Annotated in this window: 20 protein-coding genes; 15 read left to right on the top strand and 5 right to left on the bottom strand. The window is 65.4% G+C overall.

Going from position 1 to position 24,059, the window contains the following annotated elements; translation table 11 throughout:
* The first annotated feature begins 100 nt into the window (after window positions 1-100).
* Together K9F62_20645 and K9F62_20640 are read left to right on the top strand one after the other, a co-directional pair.
* Window positions 101-1,540: a YeiH family protein gene (locus tag K9F62_20645; GenBank protein UJX41057.1), complete on the top strand. Its 1,440-nt coding sequence runs from the start codon at window positions 101-103 to the stop codon at window positions 1,538-1,540.
* Between the two features lie 30 nt (window positions 1,541-1,570).
* Window positions 1,571-1,744, top strand: a complete 174-nt coding sequence (locus K9F62_20640) for a hypothetical protein (protein UJX41056.1) — start codon at window positions 1,571-1,573, stop codon at window positions 1,742-1,744.
* Window positions 1,745-1,979: 235 nt separating this feature from the next.
* On the opposite strand, the gene K9F62_20635 is transcribed toward K9F62_20640, so the two are convergent.
* From K9F62_20635 to K9F62_20620, 4 genes are all read right to left on the bottom strand, one after another.
* Window positions 1,980-2,867 (bottom strand): 4Fe-4S ferredoxin, encoded by an 888-nt coding sequence (locus K9F62_20635; GenBank protein ID UJX41055.1) that lies wholly within the window; start codon window positions 2,865-2,867, stop codon window positions 1,980-1,982.
* Window positions 2,868-3,026: 159 nt separating this feature from the next.
* On the bottom strand, window positions 3,027-3,383 hold the full coding sequence (locus tag K9F62_20630) for a response regulator (protein ID UJX41054.1): 357 nt from the start codon (window positions 3,381-3,383) through the stop codon (window positions 3,027-3,029).
* Window positions 3,384-3,541: 158 nt separating this feature from the next.
* Window positions 3,542-5,926 carry a PAS domain S-box protein gene (locus K9F62_20625; protein UJX41053.1) on the bottom strand — a complete coding sequence of 795 codons (2,385 nt, stop codon included), beginning with the start codon at window positions 5,924-5,926 and terminating at the stop codon, window positions 3,542-3,544.
* A 17-nt stretch (window positions 5,927-5,943) separates the two neighbouring features.
* Window positions 5,944-7,017, bottom strand: coding sequence for a TOBE domain-containing protein (locus tag K9F62_20620; GenBank protein ID UJX41052.1), 1,074 nt, complete (start codon window positions 7,015-7,017; stop codon window positions 5,944-5,946).
* 294 nt (window positions 7,018-7,311) lie between these two features.
* Between K9F62_20620 and K9F62_20615 the strand changes: the two genes are divergently transcribed.
* From K9F62_20615 to K9F62_20575, 9 genes are all read left to right on the top strand, one after another.
* Window positions 7,312-9,075, top strand: a complete 1,764-nt coding sequence (locus K9F62_20615) for a cytochrome c family protein (GenBank protein ID UJX41051.1) — start codon at window positions 7,312-7,314, stop codon at window positions 9,073-9,075.
* A gap of 28 nt (window positions 9,076-9,103) precedes the next feature.
* Entirely contained in the window at window positions 9,104-10,156 is a 1,053-nt protein-coding gene (locus tag K9F62_20610; GenBank protein ID UJX41050.1) for a 4Fe-4S dicluster domain-containing protein, read from the top strand.
* Window positions 10,156-11,328 carry a Ni/Fe-hydrogenase cytochrome b subunit gene (gene hybB / locus K9F62_20605; GenBank protein ID UJX41049.1) on the top strand — a complete coding sequence of 391 codons (1,173 nt, stop codon included), beginning with the start codon at window positions 10,156-10,158 and terminating at the stop codon, window positions 11,326-11,328. The genes K9F62_20610 and hybB overlap by 1 nt, the downstream gene beginning before the upstream one ends.
* A gap of 187 nt (window positions 11,329-11,515) precedes the next feature.
* Complete coding sequence (locus tag K9F62_20600; protein ID UJX41048.1) at window positions 11,516-12,193, top strand: hypothetical protein; 678 nt, start codon at window positions 11,516-11,518, stop codon at window positions 12,191-12,193.
* 36 nt (window positions 12,194-12,229) lie between these two features.
* Window positions 12,230-13,633 carry a (Fe-S)-binding protein gene (locus K9F62_20595; GenBank protein ID UJX41047.1) on the top strand — a complete coding sequence of 468 codons (1,404 nt, stop codon included), beginning with the start codon at window positions 12,230-12,232 and terminating at the stop codon, window positions 13,631-13,633.
* Window positions 13,634-13,690: 57 nt separating this feature from the next.
* Complete coding sequence (locus tag K9F62_20590; GenBank protein UJX41046.1) at window positions 13,691-14,638, top strand: universal stress protein; 948 nt, start codon at window positions 13,691-13,693, stop codon at window positions 14,636-14,638.
* Window positions 14,639-14,676: 38 nt separating this feature from the next.
* The gene (locus K9F62_20585) at window positions 14,677-15,036 is read left to right on the top strand and encodes a response regulator (GenBank protein UJX41045.1); all 360 of its coding nucleotides are present in this window, start codon (window positions 14,677-14,679) and stop codon (window positions 15,034-15,036) included.
* Between the two features lie 78 nt (window positions 15,037-15,114).
* Window positions 15,115-17,070, top strand: a complete 1,956-nt coding sequence (locus tag K9F62_20580) for a response regulator (protein UJX41044.1) — start codon at window positions 15,115-15,117, stop codon at window positions 17,068-17,070.
* Between the two features lie 111 nt (window positions 17,071-17,181).
* Complete coding sequence (locus K9F62_20575) at window positions 17,182-18,828, top strand: PAS domain S-box protein (protein ID UJX43270.1); 1,647 nt, start codon at window positions 17,182-17,184, stop codon at window positions 18,826-18,828.
* Here the strand turns inward: K9F62_20575 and K9F62_20570 are convergent.
* Window positions 18,816-19,721 carry a hypothetical protein gene (locus K9F62_20570; protein ID UJX43269.1) on the bottom strand — a complete coding sequence of 302 codons (906 nt, stop codon included), beginning with the start codon at window positions 19,719-19,721 and terminating at the stop codon, window positions 18,816-18,818. The genes K9F62_20575 and K9F62_20570 overlap by 13 nt on opposite strands.
* 194 nt (window positions 19,722-19,915) lie before the next feature.
* Here K9F62_20570 and K9F62_20565 point away from each other — a divergent pair, with 194 nt between their 5' ends.
* The 4 genes from K9F62_20565 to K9F62_20550 are packed head-to-tail and all read left to right on the top strand — an operon-like array spanning window position 19,916 to window position 24,017.
* Entirely contained in the window at window positions 19,916-21,364 is a 1,449-nt protein-coding gene (locus K9F62_20565; protein ID UJX41043.1) for a circularly permuted type 2 ATP-grasp protein, read from the top strand.
* Between the two features lie 49 nt (window positions 21,365-21,413).
* Window positions 21,414-22,388 carry an alpha-E domain-containing protein gene (locus K9F62_20560; protein UJX41042.1) on the top strand — a complete coding sequence of 325 codons (975 nt, stop codon included), beginning with the start codon at window positions 21,414-21,416 and terminating at the stop codon, window positions 22,386-22,388.
* A gap of 12 nt (window positions 22,389-22,400) precedes the next feature.
* A complete protein-coding gene (locus tag K9F62_20555; GenBank protein UJX41041.1) occupies window positions 22,401-23,168 on the top strand; it encodes a peptidase in 768 nt (255 codons plus the stop codon).
* A 3-nt stretch (window positions 23,169-23,171) separates the two neighbouring features.
* Complete coding sequence (locus K9F62_20550; protein ID UJX41040.1) at window positions 23,172-24,017, top strand: transglutaminase family protein; 846 nt, start codon at window positions 23,172-23,174, stop codon at window positions 24,015-24,017.
* The last annotated feature ends 42 nt before the right edge of the window (window positions 24,018-24,059 follow it).

Raw genomic sequence — 24,059 nt, 5'->3', positions numbered from 1 at the left:
CGGCCACCCGGACGGTATCCGGGAGGGATGCCACGGGATGGCCTTATCGCGGTCGGTTGCGCGTCGCGTTGCGTCATCGTCAATGCAAGAGGAGGGAGTTATGGCGGAAAAAAAATGGCTTACGGAAGACAAGCTGGCCCTGATCCTGGGGCTTGTCCTATTTGGCTTGTCGCTTTTCAACTTCGGCGGCGTCGATCCGCTGGGCTGGGCCGTCAAGTCCAACGTGTGGATGGAGCCGGGCCAGATGTTCTCGGCGGCCACGGGCGCCTACAAGGGCATGTCCGGGGTGCTGTCGCTGATTTTGACCTGGATTTTCGTCACGGTGATGCTGGCTTTCGGCATCCGGGCGCTCGGCGGTGACGCCAAACGCTTCATGGTCAGCTTCACGCTGGTCTTTTTCATCGGCTTTTTCTGCTTCGCCATCGGGCACTATGCCGTCGTCGCGGCCACGCCCAACCAGCTGGCGAAGTACAACCTCAAATGGGCCATGGGGCTGACCGGCGAGGCGGGCTTTATCGTGGCGCTTCTGGTCGGCATCTTCATCGGCAACTTCATGCCGGGGCTGGCCGAGAAGCTGAAGCCTGCCCTCAAGCCCGAGATGTTCGTCAAGATCGCCATCGTCATCCTGGGCGCGGAGCTCGGCGTCAAGTCGGTCGACGCCCTGGGTCTGGCTTCGGCGGTCATCTTCCGAGGCCTTTGCGCCATCGTCGAGGCCTACCTCATCTACTGGGCCCTGGTCTATTACATCTCCCGGAAATACTTCAAGTTCAGCCGTGAGTGGGCCGCGCCGCTCGCCTCCGGCATCTCGATCTGCGGCGTGTCCGCCGCCATCGCCACCGGCGGCGCCATCCGCGCCCGGCCCATCGTCCCCATCATGGTTTCCTCGCTGGTCGTGGTATTCACCTGCGTGGAAATGTTGATCCTGCCTTTCGTGGCCCAGCACTGGATGTACAACGAGCCCATGGTGGCCGGCGCCTGGATGGGCCTGGCCGTCAAGTCCGACGGCGGCGCCATCGCCTCGGGCGTCATCACCGACGCGCTCGTTCGCGCCCAGGCCATGGCCGTGAACGGGGTGAACTACCAGCCGGGCTGGATCACCATGGCGGCCACCACCATCAAGATCTTCATCGACGTGTTCATCGGCGTGTGGGCCTTCGTCCTGGCCGCCATCTGGTGCACCATGATCGAATGCAAGCCCGGGGAGCGCATGAAGCTCGGCGCGATCCTCGACCGTTTCCCGCGCTTCGTGCTCGGTTACGTCATCACCTTCCTCATCATGTTGCTTTTGTGCGCCAAGGGCGGCGACCTGCTCAAGATGGGCAAGACGGCCATCGGCGACACCGGTCCTTTCCGGGCCATCTTCTTCGTACTGACGTTTTTCACCATCGGTGTGGTGTCCAACTTCAAGAAGCTGTGGGACGAGGGTATCGGCAGGCTGGCGCTGGTCTACATTGTGAGCCTTTTCGGCTTCATCATCTGGATCGGCCTTTTCATCTCGTGGCTCTTCTTCCACGGAGTCAAGCCGCCTCTGGCGTCCTGATCCACACCCGACACAAGCAAGGAGGCATGCATGGAGCCTGAAGTCAAAGACGCGAGCTTTTCCGAAGAGCTTTCCCAGATGGAATGGGAACCGCTTCTGCCCATCGAAAAGAAGCTGATCGCCTGGAGCATCAGTCTGGGCGTGGTCCTGCTCTTCGTGCTGTACTTCGTGAGCGCCGAGTTTTTTCCCGGCGCGCACGGCTAGGCGCGAGGTTCTCTCCGATTCATGGCGGGCGGTCCTTTCGGACCGCCCGTTTCTTTTGGTGGCAACGGAAGGGCGTGATTACCGGCAGCTGTACTGCCGGTAGGGAATCTCGGAGGGAGGTTTCGAGTACGCATTTTTCTCGTCTCGTCCCCTCCTTACGCAAAAAAAAGATAGTGTAACTATTTAAAAGATAAAAGATTTAGGAAGGGGAGAGCGCGAGAGGGGAGAACCATTTTTAAAGGGTTTCCCCTCTCGCACCCTCTTTTTTCTTCCTTTCCGTAGGATTCCGCGATTCGCAGGGCACGCCGACCTGGCACAGGCCGCAGCTGTTGACCCGGAAGCCGAGCTGATTTTCCTCCACAAAGGGCGCGGTCACGCCCCGGATGTAGGCCTTGCATTTGGCCTTGTCGTGGCCGGCGGGACTGATGGCCCCGGCCGGACAGCGCTTGGCGCAGGCCCGGCAGACGCGTCCGGCGGCGGCCAGACACCATGCGTTGTGCGTGGCGTAGGGCCGTGGCGTGGGTGGGATTTTCATGCGCGCCACCACCGACCCCACCCGCACCGCCTTGCCGCGCGCCGTGATGAGCCCGTCGGACAGGCCGAAGGTGCCCAGGCCGCAGACATGGGCCGCATGGCGTTCCGACCAGTTGGAGGCGAAGCCGAAGCGCGGGGACAGCTGCCGCCCCCAGGCCGGGAGCAGGGTAGGGGCCACGGCCGGGATGCCGTCCCGGGAGAGGGTCTCGACCACAAAGGCGCGCAGGCGTTCGTTGACCATCTCGCCGTAGTGGCGGGCCCGGCTCCAGGCGATGTCCGGCAGATCCCGGCAGGCCCGGTGGGCGGCGCGGGTGGCGGCGGTCTGGGGGAGTATCCAGGCGATGACGGTCAATGCGTCAGCGGGGGGCGGGGCGTCGTCCGGAAAGGCCAGGGCGAAGGCCTGCCCGGGAGTCCAGTAGAACCCCGGGCCGATGTCCTCTTTGATGCGCGTAAAAAGCGGATCCGCGCCGTCGGCATAGCCGATCAGCGGGGTGTCGAAGGCGGGCATATCCGAGCCCGGAAACAGGGCGTTGTGGGCGCGGTCGTCCATCCAGGCGGCAATGCGCCCGGCGATGTCGCGTGCCGGCATGGGGCCTCCTTCTTCCGTGGCAGCGCGGCGCGAAAGGCGGGAAAGACAAAAGCGCCGCGTTTCGGGCGAGCATAGAGGATCGCGGGCGAAAGGTCAGCAGGGGAGGTCTGGCCGCCGACGAGAAAAGGGGCCGACGCCTTCGCGCCGGCCCCAGGGGAATCAGTCGCCGCAGGCCTTTTTCACGGCCGTCAGCACGGCTTCGGGTTCGAAGGGCTTGTGGATGGCGGCCACGGCCTTGCGGATGGCCATGTCATGGCCGGTCAGCCCGCTTATCACCACCACGGGCAGGTTCTTGAATTCCTCTTTCTGGGAGAACTTGCGGTAGAACCGGGGCCCCCACTCGTGGGGCATCTCCAGGTCCAGGGTGAGGCAGTCGGGCTTCTCGCGTTCCAGCACGTCCATGGCGGCGTCGCCGTCCGAAGCGCTGCAGGTTTCATAGCCGTTGTCTCCAAGCAACGTGACGAGATAGGAGACGATCTGCGGATCGTCATCCACTACCATGATTTTCTTGGCCATTTTCGTCTCCTCACTGGGGCGGCTGTCCTTGTGGAGCCGGTCCCGATCGCGGTTTTCTGCCGTACGCGCCTTAGCCGTCCGGAAAATCCCGGTTGATGCCTGTTCCTGTCCGCCGGTCCCGGGGGGCCGGCGGGCGCTGACGGGCGCATTGCGCCCGGTTACGCCGTCTGTCGCGTATCCGGCTTGCGGATCGGCAGCCGGACGATGCACCGGGCTCCCTGACCCGGTTCCGAGGCCATTTCGATGGTGCCCCCGTAATCCTTGATGATGCCGTAACTGATGGAAAGGCCGAGCCCCGTCCCCTTGCCCACGGGCTTGGTGGTGAAAAAGGGCTCGAAGATCTTGTCCTGGATGTCCGGGGCAATGCCGGGGCCGGTGTCGGCGATGGCGGCGGCCACCTGGTCCCCGTCCCGGTACACGCGCAGGGTGATGCGCTTTTCCGCCTTGTCGCCAGCGGCCGGCCCCCGCTCCTCGATGGCGTCGCGGGCATTTAAAAGCAGGTTCATGAACACCTGTTCCAGCCGGCCGGCATCGGCCGAGACCGGGGGCAGGCCCGGGGTGACGTCGGTCGCCACCTCGATGTTGCGGACCTTGAGCTGCTGGTTGAAGAGCTCCATGGTGTGCAGGAGCACCTCGCCGAGGTCCACCGGCCCGACGGTGAGGTCGGATTTGCGGCCGAACTCGCGCATGTGGGTGATGATCCGGGTGGCCCGGGCGATGTGCTTGCCGATGCCCTCGGCCATCTCCTGGAAAAGCTCTGGCGAAACGGCTTCCCCGCGTCGCGTCTTGCGCATGAGATACTCGGCGATGGTCTGGATGACGGTCATGGGCTGGTTCAGCTCGTGGGCCACGCTGGTGGCCATTTCGCCGAGGGTCGCCATCTTGCTCGCCTGGATGAGCTGCTGCTCGGTTTCGAGGCGCCGGGTAATGTCCGTGGCCGAGACCAGATAGACCTGGCTGTCCGGGAAGGTTGTGGTGGAGACGCGGATGGAGACGTACATGATCGCCCCGGATTTTTTGCAGTGGCGGGCCCGGTCGATGGCGTGGCGTTCCCGGATGCTGCGCTCGTGGTCGCGGCGGTCGCGGTTGTAAAAGAGGTCCAGGAAATTCTGGCCGATAAGTTCCGCCTGGGTGTAGCCGTAGACCTCTTCGGCCGTGGCGTTGCATTCGAGGATGGTGAGGTCCTCGCGGTCCAGCACGAAAAGGGCGGTGGGAATGCAGCTGAAAATCGCCAGGTACTTCTTGCGCGAGCGTTCGAGTTCGGCCTCCAGGTACTTGCTGGCCGTGATGTCGAGGCTCATTTCCATGACCGTGTCGATGTTGCCGGCGGCGTCGGGCATGGGGGCGGTGCTGACGAAAAAGGAGCGGGGATTGCCGTCCTTGTCCAGGGTGATCTCCTCGGTGGCGTGGGGCAGCCCATCCTCGAAGGTGCGCATGACCGGGCAGCCCGGGCAGGGCGCGTCGAGGCCCTTGTAGGCCTTGTAGCAGTACTGGCCGGGGCTGGCGTGGAACTCGCCGGCGAAAAACTGGTTGTAGCTGACCAGCCGCAGGTCCTTGTCCTGGACGGTGATGACGCAGGGTACGTGCTCGAAAAGGTCCTGGTAGCGCTTCATCTGCCGGGCCAGTTCGGCCTGCTTGGCCAGGACCTCGCGGCCCATGGTGGTGATCGCCCGGCCGAGTTCCCCCATCTCGTCGCACTGGCGCAGGTCCACGCCGGTGAAATCGCCGCCCGCGGCAATGGTCCGGGTGGCCCGCATCATCTTGCGCACCGGCGCGTTGACCAGCAGGTGCATGCACAAAAAGAGGATGAAGAACAGCGCCGCCGCAATGGCCAGGGCCATGAGGAAGTTGATGCGGGTGAAGCGCGAAAGCGTCATTTCCGAGCCGGCCAGCGACACCGCCATGTCCAGCAGGCCGAGAATCTTTTTGCCCGGCGGATGGACGTGGCAGGGATCGCCCGAGCAGGACGGGTCGTTGACGATGGGAAAGATGATGCCGATGCACTTCTGGTCCTGGGCGTCGGTGAAAAAGCGGGTGCGCGCCTTGATGCCGACGTCGAAAAGCGGCGGGTCCTTGCGGTGGCAGACATAGCAGGCTTCCTGCTTGATGTCGGTGTCGGTGCCGATTTCCGCCGGGTCCTTGGAATACTTGATCTCCCCGCGCTTGTTGTAGATGCGGATGGATTTGATCGCCGTCTGGGAGCCGATGTTGCGCACGATCTCCTGGGTGGCGTCCGGGGCGTAGGTCAGCATGGAGTCGTGCAGCCCCAGGATGATGGTGGTGCCCAGGCGGTTGATGTCCGAGACGGTATTTTCCATGGACAGCCTTTCCATGGCCCCGATGTTGAGGTGGGACCACAGAAAGAAAAAGAACATGAGGGCCACGCCGGAGATGATGGCCAGCTTGGTGATAAGCGAGCAGCGGATCTGCAGGAAGACCCGGGCGGCGCTGCCCGCGAAACGCCGAAGCGTCGCGCCGACGCCCTTGCCGGGCTGTCGCTTTCGGGCCTGTCCGGCGTCGCCGGTTTCGTGTTCCCTGTCCATGTCTGTCCTTCGCCGCCTTACGACGCGCTGACCGTAATGGAAAAGGCCCCGGTCATGGCCCAGACCGTTTCGCCCACTTCCAGGCGCAGGTTGGCCAGGGTCTCCGGGGTGACCACGGAGCTGACCCGGGCCCCATCCTCCAGAAGCACCACCACCTCGGCAGTGTCCGCGCCGGTCATGACGCGTTCCACCACGCCGCGAAAGCGGTTGGGCCCGGGCGCGGCCGTTTCGGCGTCGCGCGACAGGCGGGGCGGGCGGATGCGGGCCGTGACCGGGCTTCCCCGGTGCAGCTCCATGGCCTTCACGTGGTCGTTGGAGAGCACGGACACCAGCCGGTGCCCGCCGGGGGTCTCCACCTCGAGCAGGGATTGCAGGTCGCCGGGGGTGATGGCCGTGACCCGTCCGGCAAAGGTGTTGCAGTTGTCCTCGGCGGCGGCCTTTTCCGTGTCGAGCAGGGCCACGTCGAGGGAGGCGGGGTCCCCGTCGGAAATTTCCAGAAAGGCGGCCGTGGAGTTGGCGGTCAGGTGCCCGAGGCTTCGCTGGATGGCCCCGAGCGGCACGCCGCCGCGAAAGAGTTCGATGCCGCGCGAGCGGCGCAGCGTGTTGGGGCTGGCCAGCTGCCTGGGCAGGCCGCAATCGTCGGCCCGCTCGTAGAGCACGCGGCGCACGTAGCCCTGGTCCAGGGCGAGCAGCGTGCCGCGATAGGGCTCGTAGTCCGGGTCGCGCAGGATGGCGGCCAGTTCGGCGTGGAGTTCGTGGGGCAGATAGACCTCGCGGGCGGGCCTGTCCTCCTCGCCGCGTCCGCCGAGGGTGACCTTGCGGGCCACGAGGTCGAAATCCTGGGTATCGTCCACGGCCAGGACCTCGCCGAGCTTGGCGCCGGTATGGCGCAGGAGCAAGAACACGAGTCTGCAACGGTTTCGTGATAAACTCGAACGCTTCCCCCGCGCCTTGGCCACCCAGGCCGCAAAGGCCTGATCAAGCAGGATGAGCTGTTCGGTGCTCAGGAATCGGACCGTCGCCGCCGCGCCGTCCGCGGTCTTGGCAGTGAATCCTTTCCTATCTATCTTGTTTTTTGGGACTATTCCCATCTTGTGAGCGCCTCCGCGGCCGGGGCCGACGTTGTGTCGGGGGGCTAAATCCCGACGTTTCGTATCAGGAATCAAAAAAGCAGGTGACAAATTTCACGAAAGCCGCTAATGACGTACCTCACGTATTGCATGCAAATCGTGATAATTTTTTGCGGTGCTGTCAAGGCTAATTTTTTTCCGCCCGGACCACGCCGACGAGCCGGACCGGAAAAACGGACCCCGGACACGCGCCAAGGGATCGAGGCCAAGGGAGACGGGACACGTGAACAAGTCAAGCAGAAGGTCGAAGAAGGTATGAAAAACGCAAAACAGCGCACGGGTTCGCTGCTTGTCGCACTGGCCCTGCTCGGGGCCGGCGGCCTGCTTTCACTCATGGCTGGAGGGGGCGCGGCCAGGGCCCAGGGCGACGACAAGCTGCGAGCCGACATCCTCTCCATCGACGAACTGAAAAAGTTCGGCCCACTCACCCAGCCCCCGGTCGTCTTCCTGCACGACAAGCACACGGCCGCCTTGGGCAAACAGAAACAGTTCTACAAGAAGGAATGCGGCACCTGCCACCTGTCCGACAAGGACGGCACCATGTTCCTGGCCTATCAGCGCGATGACAAGCCCATGGACGCCGACAGGATCAAGGAAACCTTTCACGCCAACTGCATCGGCTGCCACAAGAAGATGGCCGAGGACGGCATGAAGGCCGGTCCCACGGACGTGCAGTGCAAGGGCTGCCACAACGGCAACCCGGACGTGGCTTCCAACTGGCAGCCCCTTGTCGTCGACAAGAAGCTCCATTACCGCCACGCCGCCACCCAGGCCGAATCCGAGAACAAGTGCGGCGCCTGCCACCACATCTATGATGAGGCCGCCGGCAAGACCATCGCCGCGCCGGCCCCCGAGAAGGTGCCCGGAGCCTGCGTCTACTGCCACACCGAATCCGGCACCGACGTCAAGGGCCGCAAGCCCGAGAAGATCCGGTCCCTGCGCCTGGCCACCCACGGCGAATGCGTGACCTGCCACCGTTCCATCGCCGCTGCCGGCGGCAAGGACGTGGCGACCGGACCAACCACCTGCGCCGGCTGCCACGGTCCGCTGGACCAGAAGGCCATTGCCGAGACGTCGCGCAAAAAGGTCCCGGCCGACGCCGACCTGCGCATCAAGCGCGGCCAGCCCGATTTCGCCCTGGTCCGCCCGGTCAAGGCGGAAAAACCGCTGGTCGGCGCGGACGGCAAGCCGATCAAGGACTACGGCATGCCGCCGGTGCCCTTTGACCACAAATATCACGAATCCAAGAACGAGACCTGCGTCTCCTGCCACCATGCCGCGCTGACCTCCTGCGCCGCCTGCCACACCCCGGCCGGCGACGAGAAGGGCGGCTACGTGCCCCTCGAAGCGGCCATGCACAAGGTCGAGGCCCTGCAAAGCTGCGCCGGCTGCCATGCCGCGCAGCAGAAAAAGCCCGAGTGCGCCGGCTGCCACGCGTCCATGAAAAAGGGCGTGGGCGACGTCTCGCAGTGCGGCTCCTGCCACGTGCCCCCCCAGGGCGCGTTGGAACAGTCCGTGGCCGAGTTCATGGAACGCCGCGACAAGGACGCCGCCGCCATGGCCCCGGGCCTGGCCGAGAAGCTCCTGGCCGGCAAGCGTTCCGAGACGGCCACCATCGCGGTCGAGGACATTCCCGAAACCGTGACCCTCGGATCGCTGGCCAAGGACTACCAGCCTTCGGTTCTGCCCCACCGCAAGATCGTGCTGTCCCTGGTCGCGGGCATGAAGGGCGACAAGCTCGCCGGCGCTTTCCACGCCACGGACACCACCGTGTGCCAGGGCTGCCACCACATGAGCCCCGCCTCCAAGACGCCGCCGCGCTGCGGCAACTGCCACCCGGCCGTGGAAGGAACAGCCGCCACGCCCCGTCCGACCCTCAAGGCCGCCTACCACAACCAGTGCATGAACTGCCACACGGCCATGGGCATCAGCGGCAAGGTTGCGGACAAGGCCCCCGGGGCCAAGCCCGTGCCCAAATCCACGGACTGCACCGGCTGTCACGCGGCAAAGAAGAACTAGCACGCCAAACAGACGAGGTCGCGATACGATGAAACGAAGACACTTTCTGGGCCTTTTGGGAGCGGCCGGGGTGACCCTGACCACAGGGACCAAGGCCAAGGCTTCCGACGCCGCGGATGTGGCGGGCCTGCCCAATGCGTTCGGGGTTCTCTTCGACGCCTCCCGCTGCATCGGCTGCCGCAAATGCGAGGCCGCCTGCAACACGGTCAACGAGCTGCCCAAACCCGACAAACCGTTCGACGACTTGACAGTGCTCGACACCGAGCGCCGCACGACCGCCACGGCCTACACCGTGGTCGACAAATACACGCCGAAGGCCGGCGAAAATCCGGTCTTCCGCAAGATCCAGTGCAACCACTGCATGGAGCCGGCCTGCGCCTCGGCCTGCTTTGTCAAGGCGCTCAAGAAAACCGAGACCGGCGCGGTGGTCTACGACGCCTCGCTGTGCGTCGGCTGCCGTTACTGCATGGTCGCCTGTCCGTTCAACATCCCGGCCTACGAATACAACAAGGCCCTGACGCCGCGGGTCATGAAGTGCACCATGTGCTACCCGCGCATCAAGGAAGGAAAGCTTCCCGGCTGCGTTGAGGCCTGCCCCAAGGAGGCCTTGCAGTTCGGCCGTCGTCGGGACCTGCTCAACATCGCCTGGGACCGGATCACGGCCAATACCGACAAATACGTGTCCCACGTCTACGGCGAGCACGAGATGGGCGGCACGAGCTGGCTGTATATCGCGCCGAAGCCGTCTTTCGCCGCCCTCGGCATGGACGAGCACCTGGGCACGACCCCCGCGCCGGAGCTGACGGCCGGGGCCCTGACCGCCGTGCCGGCCGTGGTCGGCATCTGGCCGGTGCTTCTGACCGGGCTTTACGCCGTCAGCAAGCGCAAGGACAGAATCGCCGAGGAAGAAAAGAAGGCGGCGGTCGAGGCGGCTATCGCCAAGGCCAGCGCCGAAGCCGAGGCCAAGCTGGCCGAGGAGCTGACCAAGGCCGAGGTGGCCGGCAAGCGCCGCATCGAGGTCGAGGTCAAAAAGGCCCTGGAAGCGGCCGCCAAGACATCCGAAGGCGGGGAGGACGCGTAATGTCGACGGAAAACACCAAAAACTCGCTTTTCACGCCCTTCAACATCATCGCGGGCGTGATTTTGGCCGCCGGCATCGTGGTGACCATCATGCGCTTCACCATGGGCCTTGGCGCGGTCACCAACCTGTCGGACAACAACCCCTGGGGCCTGTGGATCGGCTTCGACCTGCTGTGCGGCGTGGCGCTGGCCGCCGGCGGCTACACCACCTCGGCCGCCTGCTACATCTTCGGGTTCAAGCGCTTCCACGCCGCCGTGCGTCCGGCCATCCTGACGGCCTTTTTGGGCTACGCCCTGGTCGTTTTCGCCCTTGGCTACGACGTCGGCCGTCCCTGGCGCCTGCCGTACCCCATCTTCTATTCCCAGGGCACGACCTCGGTTCTGTTCGAAGTCGGCCTGTGCGTGTTCATCTACCTGACGGTGCTCTTTATCGAATACCTGCCGGCCGCCCTGGAATGGCTGGGCGGGTTCGACAAGTACCGCACGGTGCTGATCAAGGTGACCATGGGGCTCACCATCCTCGGCGTCATCCTCTCGACCCTGCACCAGAGCTCGCTCGGCGCGCTCTACCTGATCGTCCCGTCCAAGCTGCATCCCCTGTGGTACACGCCGTATCTGCCGGTGATGTTTTTCATGTCGAGCATGTTCGCCGGCCTGTCCATGGTCGTCTTCGAGGGGACGCTGTCCCACAGGTACTTCCATGACAAGATGGACGACGACTACAACGCCAACTACATGGACCTGCAATTCGCCTTCGCCAAGGGCGCGGCCTGGATCATGTCCGGCTACCTGGCCATGAAGCTCATCGGCCTGGCCATGGACAACCGCTGGCACTACCTCTTCACCGGCTTCGGCGCCTGGTGGCTGTTCGAGGTCGTCGGCTTCGTGGTGCTGCCGTGCTACTGCTACGCCGTGGGTTACCGCGACCGCAACATCGGACTGGTGCGCATCGCCGCGCCCTGGACCGTCATCGGCATCATCCTGAACCGCTTCGACGTGAGCCTGGTCGCCTTCAACTGGAAGCTGCCGAGCGCGCTGCGCTACTTTCCGAGCGTGAGCGAAATCATCATCTCGCTGTTCGTGGTCACCGTCGGCGTGCTGGCCTTCCGCTTCATCGTCACGCGCATGCCGATTTTCTACGCCCACCCGGCCTACAAAGACTCGTCCCACTAGGGTGAGAGGAGAACCATACGATGTTTAACACCTTGCAAGACCTGATGCTGCACAACAAGACCATTACGTATGTGCTCATGGGCGTCTTATTGATCTGTTTCGTCGGCTTCTGGCACTTCCTGACGGGCCGCGAGGAACGCAATCGGCGCTACTAGGCCGCCTGGACCTTTACGGTAAGGAGATCACCATGTTTGCATTCCTGACGGGTCCGATGCTGTGGCTGTCGTTCGCCATCTTCGTCATCGGCTGCGCCTGGCGCGTCGTCAAATACGTGAGGGGCCTCGACTGGCAGCTCGACCGCGTGCCCTACGGCTACTACCGCGAGCTGGCCGTCAAGGGCGCGCTCAAATCCATCTTCCACTGGCTGACCCCGTATGGCTCGCGCAGCTGGCGGCTCAAGCCGCTCTACACGGCCGCCTTCTTCCTGCTGCATGTGGGACTGGTCATTGTGCCGCTTTTTCTCTTCGCCCACGTGATGCTGGTGTCCGAGCGCTTCGGCCTCTCCTGGCCCACGCTGCCGGCGGGGCTGGCCGATGCCCTGACCGTCCTCGCCATGGCGGCCGGCGTCTTCATCCTGCTGCGCCGCTTCGCCCTGCCCGAGGTGCGCATCATCACCACCGCCCATGATCTGTGGGTCATGGCCATCAGCCTCGCGCCGCTTCTGACCGGGTTCGTCGCCGCCCACCAGTCCGGGGACCATTCCGGCTGGCTGCTCGCCCACATCGTCACGGGCGAGATCTGGCTTATCGCCATCCCGTTCACCAAGCTCTCCCATGTGGTGTTGTTCTTCTGTTCCCGGGCCCAGATCGGGGTGGACTTCGGCGTCAAGCGCGGCGGCCAGCGCGGCCGCGGCATCGTCTGGTAAAAAGGCCGACGCCACGTCGCCAAGGAGAGAATAGCCATGCCTGAAGGTATTTATTGCAACAAGCAGCCGATCACGACCGATGAGGCCTTAAAAGCGCTTCTTTCGGACACCCGCGGCAAGAAATACTACGAAGAGATGGAATCCCTGGAAGTGGACCGCGAAAAGCTGTGGTCCTCCATCCAGAAGACCATGAAGTCGCGCATGAAGACTTGGCTTTCGGTCTGTGCCCGCTGCGGGCTGTGCGCCGATTCCTGCTTCCTGTACCTCGTCAACGACCGCAACCCCGAGCAGGTGCCGTCCTACAAGATCCATTCGACGCTCGGCGAGATAATCAAGCGCAAGGGCGACGTGGACAACGCCTTCATGCGCCACGCCATGGAAGTGGCCTGGTCGCAGTGCACCTGCTGCAACCGCTGCGCCATGTACTGCCCCCACGGCATCGACATCGGCATCATGATGGGGTATTTGCGCGGTCTGCTCTATTCCCAGGGATTCGTGCCCTGGGAGCTCAAGATCGGGGCCGGCATGCACCGTGTCTACCGGGCCCAGATGGACGTCACCACCGAGGACTGGACCGAGACCTGCGACTGGATGGCCGAGGAGCAGCAGGACGACTGGCCCGGTCTCGAGATTCCCATCGACAAGGAAGACGCGGACATCATGTACACGTGCAATGCCCGCGAGCCCAAGCACTATCCCGAGGATCTGGCCGAGGCGGCCATCCTCTTCCATATCGCCGGGGAGAACTGGACAGTGCCTTCGGAAGGCTGGGAACAAACGAGCCTGGCCATGTTCGCTGGCGACTGGGAAGCCTGCAAGCTGCAGGTCCAAAACGTCTACGCCGCCATCGAGCGCCTGCGCCCCAAGCGGGTCATCGGCACGGAATGCGGCCACGCCCACCGGGCAACCGTCGTCGAGGGCCCGTACTGGGCCGGTCGTCCCGACGGCCAGCCGCCGCGTCCCTACATCCACTACGTGCAGTGGGTGGCCGAGGCGCTGCGCACCGGCAAGCTGAAAATCGACCCCACCAAGCGCATCAAGGTCCCGGTCACCTACCAGGACTCCTGCAACTACGTGCGCAACTGGGGCCTGGCCGAGACCGCTCGCGAGATTCTCTCCTACATCGTCGAGCCCGGCTATCTGCGCGAGATGACGCCCAACAAGGAGCACAACTACTGTTGCGGCGGCGGCGGCGGGTTCAACGGCATCGGCAAGTTCCGTCCCCAGCGCAACAAGGCGCTTTTGACCAAGCGCGACCAGATCCTCGCCACCGGGGCCAAGCTCGTCATCTCGCCCTGCCACAACTGCTGGGACGCCATCCGGGACCTGGAGGAAGAGTACCGCATCGGCATCGACTGGTCGTTCCTCAAGCCGTTGCTCATTAAAATGGTCGTCGTGCCGGAACACTTGAAACCCAAGGACGACGATGGCGATGCATAGCACCGACGATGGCGCGGCAATGAACAACGCACCTCTCACGCGTAATGGGGGTCGGGTATGTTTGGCAAGATAGTGTTTGCGACTTCGGGCGCGCCGGATTGCGACAGCGCCGCCCGCGTGGCCTTCGATATGGCGGGCCGCTACGGTTCGGAGATCGTGGTGTTCCATTGCCTGGGCATTCCGGGCAAGGGCGACAGCAACCTGGTGCTCGACGTGCGCACCGGCGAGGAAGTGGACCCCGACGAGGAGTACCTGGAGGGCGTGCGCGAGGAACTGCGCACCACCTATGCCATCCAGCTCTCGGCCTGCAAGAACGCCCGCATCGAGATCGCCGTGGGCAATCCCTCGCGCGAGGTGCTGCGCGCCGCCCGCAAGGAGGACGCGGACCTCATCGTCATGGGCGCCCGGCGCGCCGGCGTCGAGGTCGGCGGCTTCTACCGCCGGGGCGTCATCGGCGGCACCCACCGCAAGGTGGCCAAGGCCGCCCGCTGTCCGGTCCTGACCGTCTCGCGTCCGGCCGCCTCGTTTTGGGGCGGGTTTTCCAACATCGTGTTCGCCACCGACTTCTCCAAGGCGTCGCAGTCGGCTTTCAAGCTCGCCCAGAGCATCACCCGCGATGTCGACGGCGAACTGCATCTGTTTCACTGCCTGGACCTCGACCGGCTCCAGTCGCCCATCGCGCTGACCCAGGAGGGCATCGAGGGCCGGCTGGCCGAAGCCCGGCGCAAGATCCAGGTCGAATACGCCGCGAAACTCGGCGACCTGGCCAAGCGCGCCAGTATTGAGGTCTGGGAAGGATCGCCCTATGTGGAGATCGTCAAGTTCGCCCGGGAACGGCAGGCCGACCTCATCGTCATGGCCCACCACACCCGGAACGTCGATCCCGACGAGGGGCCCGACGAGCGTCCCTTCGGCAGCACTTTGGAGCAGGTCCTGGTGCGCGCCACCTGTCCCGTTGTGAGCGTCAACCGCCCGGACAAGCTGCCGGAAGCGTCCGAGGCGTGACGGGACCCGACCTTGCAAGCACAAGGAGAAGTGGAGCCATGAGCAAGAAAACCATACTGACGGTCGACGACGATCCCAATATCCGCGACTACCTGGACGCGCTTTTTACCGACAACGGCTACGAGGTCGTCACCGCCGAAAGCGGGGAGCGGGCCATGGAGCTCTTAAAGGATCTCCGGCCGGACTGCATCACCCTGGACGTGGAGATGCCCGACAAGACCGGCCCCTGGGTCAGCCGGGCCATCGGCAAGGACCCGTCCCTGGCCGCCATCCCCATTGTCGTCATCACCGGCCACACGGAACTGACCTACATCATCCCCAAGGCCGCGGCCTTCATCGGCAAGCCCTTTGACGCCGACGAGGTGCTGCGGGTGGTTGCGCAAGCCATAGGCGAATAACCATGGGCGCGGGGCCGTCATCCGGCGGCCCCGCCCACTGCCGGGCCGGACGTCTGGACCGCGCGACGGAGAAGCCTCATGAGCGAAACCCTGCTCCTTGTCGACGACGAGGAAGACATCCGAAGGTTTTTAGGCCTGTTCCTGTCGGATCTGGGATACGCCGTGCACGCCGCCGCCAACGGCGAAGAGGCGCTGGCCATGTTCGACGAGGTGGCCCCCTCCATCGTCCTGACCGACATCAAGATGCCGGTCATGGACGGCCTTGAGCTTTTAAAGCGCATCAAGGCCAGAAGCCCGGACACCGAGGTCGTCATGATCTCCGGGCACGGCGACATGGACCTGGCCATAAGCTGCCTGCAGTACGAGGCCGCCGATTTCGTCACCAAGCCCATCAACCACGACATCCTCGACGCGGCCTTAAAGCGCATCGACGAGAAGCTGGCGTTGCGGCGCGAACTGCGCCAGTACACCCAGAATCTCGAAAAGCTTGTGCGCGAGAAGTCGTCCCGGGTGGTCGAGCTGGAGCGGCAACTGGCCGCCGGCCAGATGGCCGAGACCATGTGCCAGGCCATCTCCGGGCTCTCGGCCGATCTCGGCGAGGGCGCGGGCTATTTCAACGAGATGCCGTGCTTCGTGGCCGTGCACAACGCCTCCCTCGAGGTCGTGGCCACCAACCAGCTCTACAAGGAACGCCTCGGCGACATGGTCGGCCACCACAGCTGGGAGGTCTACGTCGGACAGGCGCTCAAGGGCTTCGACGGGCCCATCTGGAAGACCGTCCAGACAGGCAAGGGCCAGCGTTCGCGCGAGACCCTGCTGTGCAAAAACGGCAACGAGCTGCCGGTCATGGTCCACACCTCGCCCATCGCCGCGACCAACGGCAAGGTGGAGCTGGTCCTGGAAATGGCCGTGGACGTCAGCGAAATCAAGCGGCTCCAGGAAGAGTTGCGCGTCACCCAGCAGAAGTACATGGACCTTTTCGACGCCACGCCCTGCTATATCGCGGTGCGCGACGCCACGGGCAAGGTGGTGGCCAACAACCGCCGCCTGGTGGAGGACTTCGGCGAGGGCGTGGGCCGGGCCTGCTACGACGTCTTCAAGCACCGCAGCGAACCCTGCCCGGACTGCCCGGCCATGGGCACCTTCGAGGACGGCGAGCCCCATTACCAGGAATCGGTCGTCACCACCCGCGACGGCCGCCAGCGCAATGTGCTCATTTCCACGGCCGCCATCCGCAACGCCGCCGGAAACGTGGTCGAAGTCATGGAGATGTCGGCCGACATCACGAGCATCCGCCAGCTGCAAAGCCATCTCACCTCGCTCGGGCTCATGCTCGGGTCCATCTCGCACGGGGTCAAGGGCATGCTCACGGCGCTGGAGGGCGCGGTCTACCGGGTGGAATCGGGTCTGCGGCGCGGGGACGCGGACAAGACCCAGGCCGCGGCCGAGGCGGTCAAGACCCTCGTCGGCCGGGTACGCAACCTGGTGCTCAACGTCCTTTACTACGCCAAGTCCCGGGAACTGGCCCCGGAAACCGTGGACGTGGCCGCCTTCGCGGCCGGCGTCGCCCAGACCGTGGCGCCCAAGGCCGCCCGCGAGGGCGTGACGCTCACCTCCGAGATCGGCGAAGACCTCGGCGTGATGGCCGTGGACGCCGCCAATTTGCAGGCCGCCCTGGTCAACATCCTGGAAAACGCCGTGGACGCCTGTCTGGCCGACACGGACAAGCCCGAACACCATATCCGCTACCGGGTGGGCCGCGAAGGGACCACGCTGGTTTTCGACATCGAGGACAACGGCATGGGCATGGACCAGGAGACCCGGGAAAAGGCCTTCACGCTCTTTTTCTCCTCCAAGGGGCTCAAGGGCACGGGACTGGGGCTTTTTATCGCCCACGACATGGTAGCCAAGCACGGCGGCGTCATCGACCTGACCTCCGAACCAGGCGTCGGCACGCGCTTTTGCGTGCGCATTCCCGATCACCCGATCCCCCTGGAAGGAACCGCTCCGGAAGTGGCGGTGGAGCAGGGCTGAGCGTTTTCCCCCTGGAAAAGAGGGCGGCCGCCGGGGAACGGCTTGTGCGCGGCCGGCGGATGGTGCTAACAGAAAAGCATGACCGCCGAACCGGAGTCGCACCGCTCGCTTATGACGGGGCTGGACGAAGCCGTGGCCCTGCTTGGGGCCATGGCCGACCGGGAGGCGTTGCTGCGGGTGCTGCTCGGCCTGCTGCGCCGCTGGACGGGCTGCGAGGCCGTGGGCGTACGTCTGGCCCGGGGCGAGGATTTTCCCTATTACACCACCTCGGGTTTTCCCGAGGCCTTCGTGCTGGCCGAGTCGAAACTGTGCGCCAGGAACGTCGACGGCCGTGTGGCGCGCACCCCGGCCGGCCGAGCCGTGCTGGAGTGCATGTGCGGCGCGGTCATCGAAGGTCGCGTCGATCCCTCCCTGCCTTTTTTCACGTCCCAGGGCTCCTTTTTCGTTGGTTCGACCAGCCGTCTTCTGGCCGAGGCCGAGGCTGCGGACCTGCCGCCGGCCATACGCAACCGCTGCAACGCGGCCGGCTATGAAACCGTCGCCCTGATTCCGCTTCGCGCCGGCGGCCGCATCCTCGGGCTGCTCCAGATCAACGACCGGCGGCCCGATCAGCTGGACGCGGCCGCCGTGGCCGGCCTGGAGCGGCTGGCCGAGGGCGTGGCCGTGCTGCTGGCCCGACAGGAGACGCAGCAGGCCCTGGCCGAAGCCCAGGCGCTCTACCAGGCCGTCTTTTTCACCAACATCGCCGTCAAGCTGCTGATCGATCCGGTCACGGGCCGCATCGTGGACGCCAATCCCGCGGCCTGCGCCTTTTACGGCTATCCCCTTGAATCCCTGCGCCGGCTGGCCATCTGGGATATCAACACGTGCCGGCCCGAGGAGGCGCTTGCGCACATGCGGGCGGCGAGGGACGGGCGACAGGGCGTTTTCCATTTCACCCACCGGCTGGCCGGGGGCGAGTTGCGGGAGGTGGAGGTGTATTCGGGGCCGGTTGCCTACGCCGGCCGCACGCTCCTTTTCTCCATCATCCACGACGTCACGGACCGGGTGCGGGCCGAGCAGGCCAGGGAACGGGCCGAGCAGGTGCTGCGCCACGACCTGCGTTCGCCATTGGCCGGCATTACCGGTCTGGCCAACCATCTGGTCGGAGCCGGGCTCGGCGACGAATACCGGGAGATGGCCGAGGTGATCCGCGAGACGGCCGAGCGCCTTTACACGCTGGTCGGGCGCAACCTCGACCTGCAAAAAATCGAGCAGGGGCGCTACGAACTGCGGCCGGAGCTGGTGGCGATGGCCCCGGCGCTGACGGGCATGGCCCGGGAGGCGGCCAGCCTGGCCCATGCCCGCCAGGTGCGCCTGACGCTCACCGGAGAGGGTTTCGACGACGGTGGGGATGGACCGTTGGTCGCGGGGGAGCGGGACTTGCTGGCCCTGCTTTTCTCCAATCTTCTCACCAACGCCCTGGAAGCGGCTCCGGCCGGGACCGTGGTGCGGCTGACGCTTGCGACCACGCCGACATGGGCCGAGATCGTGATCCACAACCACGGCGTGATACCCGCGGAAATCCGACCGCGTTTTTTCACCAAGTACGCGACAAGCGGCAAGAAGGACGGCACCGGCCTTGGCGCTTATAACGCCCTGGCCGTGGCCCGGCTCCATGGCGGGACCATCGATTGGGAATCCGAGGCGGCGACCGGCACCAGCCTCACCGTGCGCCTGCCTCTGGCGGCCTGCGCCTGCGCGGCTCAGCCCGGCTGATCGTCCAGGGCGGCGAAGAGTCCGTCCGCATCCTCCACCGAACCCATGTCCAGGCAACTGGCGGTCGTATCCGGGGCCGGCCGGCCCGTGGCGGCCACGATAGCGGCCTCGGCCAGGGCCATTTCCCGAGCGATGTCCGGGGCGTGCAGATAGGGCAGGCGGTTACCGGTCATGACCAGGGTCTCGAAGTTGCTCTCGGCAAGCGCCTGCTCCTGCTGGCGGGCCCGGCGCAGCTGGGCGACGAGCCGGCCGTGGCGGGCGATCAGCGCCGGCACGGGCAGGGCGCGCGGGGCGAGCCCGGCCAGAAAGCGCAGGGCATAGGCCAGGGCCGAGACGCTTTGCGGCGTCTCCGCCGGCAGCCGGTTGGCCAGGGTCGTCAGAAAGGAGGTTTTCCCGGGCGTCCAGTCCGGGCCGGTCTGGCGGGCGGCCACGGCCAGGTCGAGGGCCGCCGCCGCGCCGAAACGTTCGTCGATGATGGCCGCCGCCTCGCGGGGCAGGCTGCGGGTCGGGCCCAGCCGGGCCACGAAGCGGGACACGTCGTCGGCCTCGAGCGGCAGGGCCAGCCGCGTTCCGTCCGGCAGCACGGCCACGGCCCGGTCGACGGACGCGCCAAGCGCCGCGATCAGGCGCTCCTGTCCGGCCGCGTCGAGTCCGGCGGCGGCGAGGGCCGGTTCCAGGGCCCGGGCCACGGTTTCGCCCGGAAAAAGCAGCAGCTCCACAAGGCTTGCGGCTTGCGGATCGTCCCGGTCGGCGACCAGGGCGGACAGTTCGTCCGCGTCCAGCGCGCCGTAGGTGGAGCGGATGAAATGCGCCACGGCCTCGTCCTGGGGCAGGCCGGCGGCGAGCTGGCCGGCTATGGCCCCGGCCAGGGCCTTTTCGGGGGAGGCGTCCATGCCTCCCTGGTATGCCGGGGCCGTCCGCGTGTCCACCGATCCCCCTGCCGCGGCTTATTCCGATTGACAGTTTTCGGCGGCCTGGATTAACAAAAAAGTCAATCAGGTCGGGAGGCTTCGGTTCGCGAAAACCTTTCCGGCGCGTGAGACAACCACCCGGAAGCCGTTTCCGGGCGGGTAGCTTGGGGGGCGTCATGCCGCATACCATGGACTTTTCCGACTACGATCCCGGGCCGTTTTACGACGAGATGTTCGAGGCCTCGGGCGCGCCGAGGCCCGGTTGCCGCATGCTGTACGAAAAAATCATCTCCTTGCCGCCCCAGGAGATACTGGCCCGGCAGGCGGCGGCCGAGCAAGCCCTTTACGACATGGGCATCACCTTCACCGTCTACGGCCATGAGGACGGCACGGAGAAGATCTTTCCCTTCGACATCGTGCCGCGCATCATCGAGGCCGGGGAATGGGAGTCCCTGGAACGCGGGCTGGCCCAGCGCATCCGGGCGCTCAACCTCTTTATCGGCGACGTCTACGGCAAGGGCCGGATCATGGCCGACGGCGTCGTGCCCCGGTCCGTGGTCGAATCCTCGTCCGGATATTTCAAGGAATGCCAGGGGCTCGCCCCGCCGCGCGGCGTGTGGTGCCACGTCACCGGCACCGACCTCGTGCGCGACACCTCGGGCCAGTTTCTGGTCCTCGAGGACAACCTGCGCTGCCCCTCGGGCGTCTCTTACGTCCTGGCCAATCGGCGCATTCTCAAACGCGCCTTTCCCCAACTCTTCGAGACCATCGACATCCGCTCCGTGGACGATTACCCGCCGCTTTTGCTCGATATGCTCCATTCCATCGCCCCGCCTGGCGCCGCGCGCCCGACGGCCGCGCTTTTGACCCCCGGGGTGTTTAATTCCGCCTACTTCGAACACACCTTCCTGGCCCAGCAGGCCGGCATCGAACTGGTGGAGGGGCGCGATCTGGTCGTGGCCGACGGCTACGTGCACATGCGCACCACCAAGGGCTTAAAGCGCGTGGACGTGCTGTACCGGCGGGTGGGGGAGGACTTCCTCGACCCCACGGTCTTCCGGCCGGATTCGCTTTTGGGCGTGCCGGGCATCATGGAGGTCTACAAGGCCGGGCGCGTGGCCATGGCCAACGCCCCGGGCACGGGCGTGGCCGACGACAAGGTCGTCTACGCCTGCGTGCCGGAGATGATCCGCTACTATCTCGGCGAGGAGCCGATCCTCCCCAATGTGGAGACGTTTCTGTGCTGGGAGGAGAAGCAGCGCCGCCACGTGCTCGCCAACCTCGACACCATGGTGGTCAAGGCGGCGGCCGAATCCGGCGGCTACGGCATGCTGGTCGGCCCGGCGGCAACGCCCGGGGAGCGGGAGGCCTTCGCCGCCAAGATCGAAGCCAATCCCCGCAACTACATCGCCCAGCCGACGGTGGGGCTCTCCCGCACGCCGGTCATCGTGGGCGACCATTTCGAGGGCCGCCACGTGGACCTGCGCCCCTACGTCCTTTACGGCGAGGATATCCGGGTCATTCCCGGAGGGCTTACCCGGGTGGCGCTCAAAAAAGGCTCCCTCGTGGTCAATTCCTCCCAGGGCGGCGGCAGCAAGGACACCTGGGTTCTCGGTCGGGCCTAACGCCGCGACCGGACCGTTTTTCGAGGACGCGATACAAGGGAGAAGCCCCATGCTCAGCCGCGTGGCCGAAGCCATCTACTGGATGAGCCGCTATCTGGAGCGGGCCGCCAACACCGCCCGCTTCCTGGACGTCAACTGGCACCTCACCCTGGACACCCCGGGGGTGCGGGCCGAACAGTGGACGCCGCTGGTGCGGGCCATGGGCGACTGGGACCTGTTTTCGGCGCGGGGGTTTTCGCCGCGCCGCAGCGACGTCATCCGCTTCCTGGCCTTTGACGCGGACTATCCCAATTCCATCGTGGCCTGCCTGTCCCGGGCCCGGGACAATGCCCGCACCATCCGCGAGATCATTCCCACCGAAATGTGGGAGCAGACCAACACCTTCTACCACATGGTGCGCGAGGCGGCGAAAAACGGCGAGACCATCCTGCACAACCCCTACCGTTTCTGCGACGCGGTCAAGCTGCGCGAGCTGACCATAAGCGGCATCGCCGGCGACGCCATGTCCCACGACGACGCCTGGGACTTCTACCGGCTGGGGCGGCTTCTGGAGCGGGCCGACAAGACCTCGCGCATGCTCGACGTCAAGTACTTCATCCTGCTGCCGGAACTGGCCGATATCGGCAGCAACCTCGACTACGTCCAGTGGGCGGCGCTTTTAAAGGCCATAAGCGCCCTGGAGGCCTATCGCCGCCGCCACGGCCGCATCCAGCCCGACCGCATCGTGGAGTTCCTGCTCCTCGACCACCATTTCCCCCGCTCGGTGCTGTGCTGTCTGGTCGCGGCCCAGGAATGCCTGCACGCCATCACCGGCACGCCCATGGGCTATTTCTGCAACCCGGCGGAGAAGCGCCTGGGCCATCTGTGCGGTGATCTGGCCTACAGCGGCGTGGATGAAATCTTCGCCAAGGGGTTGCACGAATTCACGGACAGCCTGCAAAGCGAGATGAACCGCGTGGACGAGGCCGTGTTCGCCACCTTTTTCTCCGCATTTCCGGCTATTGACGTGCCTTGCCAACAGTGAGTAGGGAACCCCATGACGTTTTGCCTGGGGATAGCCGTCGAGGAGGGCCTGGTCGGCATTGCCGACACGCGCATCACCTCGGGCAACGAGCTGACGAGCGCCCAGAAGGTCACCACCTACCAAAACGGCAACGGGGCCTTCTTTCTCATGACCTCGGGCCTGCGCTCGGTGCGCGACAAGGCCCTGACCTATTTCGAAGAGGCCCTCGAAGCCTGCCCCAATCCTTTCGACAAGCTGTACAAATCCGTCAACGCCTTTGCCGCGGCCCTGCGCCGGGTGGCCGAGGAGGACAAGTCCTACCTGACCGCCTCCGGGCTGCACTTCAACCTGCATGCGCTCATCGGCGGCCAGTTGACGGCCGACAGCGTGCACAAGCTCTACCTGATCTATCCCGAAGGCAACTGGGTGGAGATCAGCCACGGCACGCCGTATCACATCATCGGCGAGGGCGGCTACGGCAAGCCCGTGCTCGACCGCACGCTCAAGTATTCCGATTCCTTGCGCATGGCCCTCAAGGTCGGCTGCCTGGCCTTTGATTCCACCCGCATCAGCGCCTCGGACGTGGATTTTCCCATCGACGTGGTCCTCTACCGCAAGGATGGGCTGGAAATGGCCCAGCACCGTTACGAGAAGGACGATCTGGCCGAGATATCGGCCTGGTGGCAGGAGCATCTGCGTGGCCTGGTCTACGAACTGCCCTCGGAATGGATAGACAACGTGGCCTCCAAGCTGACCAAGGTCGGCCACAATCCCCAGTGCCGTCCCCCCGACGCGAAATAGCCCGTGCATTGCCGCTATACACACCATACCCGATACGACTTCGACCGTCCCGTCTTCCTTGAGCCCCATTTGATACGGCTCGTGCCGCGCGGCGACGCCGGTCAGCGGCTGGGAGCCCTGCGCATCGACGTCGACCCCGTTCCGGACGGAAAGACCCTGCTGACCGATCTTTCCGGCAACACCGTGCTTTCGACCTGGTTTTCCGGCCAGACGCGCCACCTGGACGTGACGGTCGCGGCCGGCGTGGAGCTTTTCCGGGAAAACCCCTTCGATTACCTCATCGACGCCCGAAGCGGCGTCCTGCCCGTGCCGCTGGCCCCGGCCGAGGCCCGGGAGGCGGCGTCCTCCCTGGTTCCCGTGCCCATGCCCCGGGCGACGGCGGAGGGGCTGGCCGAGCGGTTGCGCCGGGACGGCGCCGACACCCCCCAGGCCTTCGCCCTGGCGCTGCTTGGGGAGATGACCGAGCGGCTTGCCGTCGTCACCCGGGAAGAGCCGGGCATCCTGTCCCCGGACGCGCTTTTGGCGCGCGGGGAGGGGGCCTGTCGCGATCTGACGGTGTGTTTCATGGCCGCCTGCCGCCATGTCGGCATCCCGGCCCGGTTCGTCAGCGGCTACCACGAGGGCGATCCCGAGCGGGAGGACTGCGAGCTGCACGCCTGGGCCGAGCTGTGGATGCCGGGCGGCGGCTGGCGCGGCTTCGATCCCTCCCTCGGCCTGGCCGTGGCCGACCGGCACGTGGTCGTGGCCGCCGCGCCGGATCCCGAAGAGACGGCTCCGGTTTTCGGGACATATCGCGGGGACCCCGGCCTGTCCCGGCTGCGCCATGCCATCCGTTTGGAAATGTTCTGAGCAGCTCCGGATGCGTGTTTTTTGTTGGGAATCGGAACCGGT

This window comes from Desulfovibrio sp. JY, assembly GCA_021730285.1.
Taxonomy (GTDB): Bacteria; Desulfobacterota; Desulfovibrionia; order Desulfovibrionales; family Desulfovibrionaceae; genus Solidesulfovibrio.
This window is presented reverse-complemented; position numbering and strand designations above follow the sequence as displayed.

Excerpts from the sequence above, each read along its gene's own strand:
- K9F62_20645 (UJX41057.1), top strand. The coding sequence starts at position 101 with ATGGCGGAAAAAAAATGGCTTACGGAAGACAAGCTGGCCCTGATCCTG.
- K9F62_20640 (UJX41056.1), top strand. The coding sequence starts at position 1,571 with ATGGAGCCTGAAGTCAAAGACGCGAGCTTTTCCGAAGAGCTTTCCCAG.
- K9F62_20635 (UJX41055.1), bottom strand. The coding sequence starts at position 2,867 with ATGCCGGCACGCGACATCGCCGGGCGCATTGCCGCCTGGATGGACGAC.
- K9F62_20630 (UJX41054.1), bottom strand. The coding sequence starts at position 3,383 with ATGGCCAAGAAAATCATGGTAGTGGATGACGATCCGCAGATCGTCTCC.
- K9F62_20625 (UJX41053.1), bottom strand. The coding sequence starts at position 5,926 with ATGGACAGGGAACACGAAACCGGCGACGCCGGACAGGCCCGAAAGCGA.
- K9F62_20620 (UJX41052.1), bottom strand. The coding sequence starts at position 7,017 with ATGGGAATAGTCCCAAAAAACAAGATAGATAGGAAAGGATTCACTGCC.
- K9F62_20615 (UJX41051.1), top strand. The coding sequence starts at position 7,312 with ATGAAAAACGCAAAACAGCGCACGGGTTCGCTGCTTGTCGCACTGGCC.
- K9F62_20610 (UJX41050.1), top strand. The coding sequence starts at position 9,104 with ATGAAACGAAGACACTTTCTGGGCCTTTTGGGAGCGGCCGGGGTGACC.
- hybB (UJX41049.1), top strand. The coding sequence starts at position 10,156 with ATGTCGACGGAAAACACCAAAAACTCGCTTTTCACGCCCTTCAACATC.
- K9F62_20600 (UJX41048.1), top strand. The coding sequence starts at position 11,516 with ATGTTTGCATTCCTGACGGGTCCGATGCTGTGGCTGTCGTTCGCCATC.
- K9F62_20595 (UJX41047.1), top strand. The coding sequence starts at position 12,230 with ATGCCTGAAGGTATTTATTGCAACAAGCAGCCGATCACGACCGATGAG.
- K9F62_20590 (UJX41046.1), top strand. The coding sequence starts at position 13,691 with ATGTTTGGCAAGATAGTGTTTGCGACTTCGGGCGCGCCGGATTGCGAC.
- K9F62_20585 (UJX41045.1), top strand. The coding sequence starts at position 14,677 with ATGAGCAAGAAAACCATACTGACGGTCGACGACGATCCCAATATCCGC.
- K9F62_20580 (UJX41044.1), top strand. The coding sequence starts at position 15,115 with ATGAGCGAAACCCTGCTCCTTGTCGACGACGAGGAAGACATCCGAAGG.
- K9F62_20575 (UJX43270.1), top strand. The coding sequence starts at position 17,182 with ATGACGGGGCTGGACGAAGCCGTGGCCCTGCTTGGGGCCATGGCCGAC.
- K9F62_20570 (UJX43269.1), bottom strand. The coding sequence starts at position 19,721 with ATGGACGCCTCCCCCGAAAAGGCCCTGGCCGGGGCCATAGCCGGCCAG.
- K9F62_20565 (UJX41043.1), top strand. The coding sequence starts at position 19,916 with ATGCCGCATACCATGGACTTTTCCGACTACGATCCCGGGCCGTTTTAC.
- K9F62_20560 (UJX41042.1), top strand. The coding sequence starts at position 21,414 with ATGCTCAGCCGCGTGGCCGAAGCCATCTACTGGATGAGCCGCTATCTG.
- K9F62_20555 (UJX41041.1), top strand. The coding sequence starts at position 22,401 with ATGACGTTTTGCCTGGGGATAGCCGTCGAGGAGGGCCTGGTCGGCATT.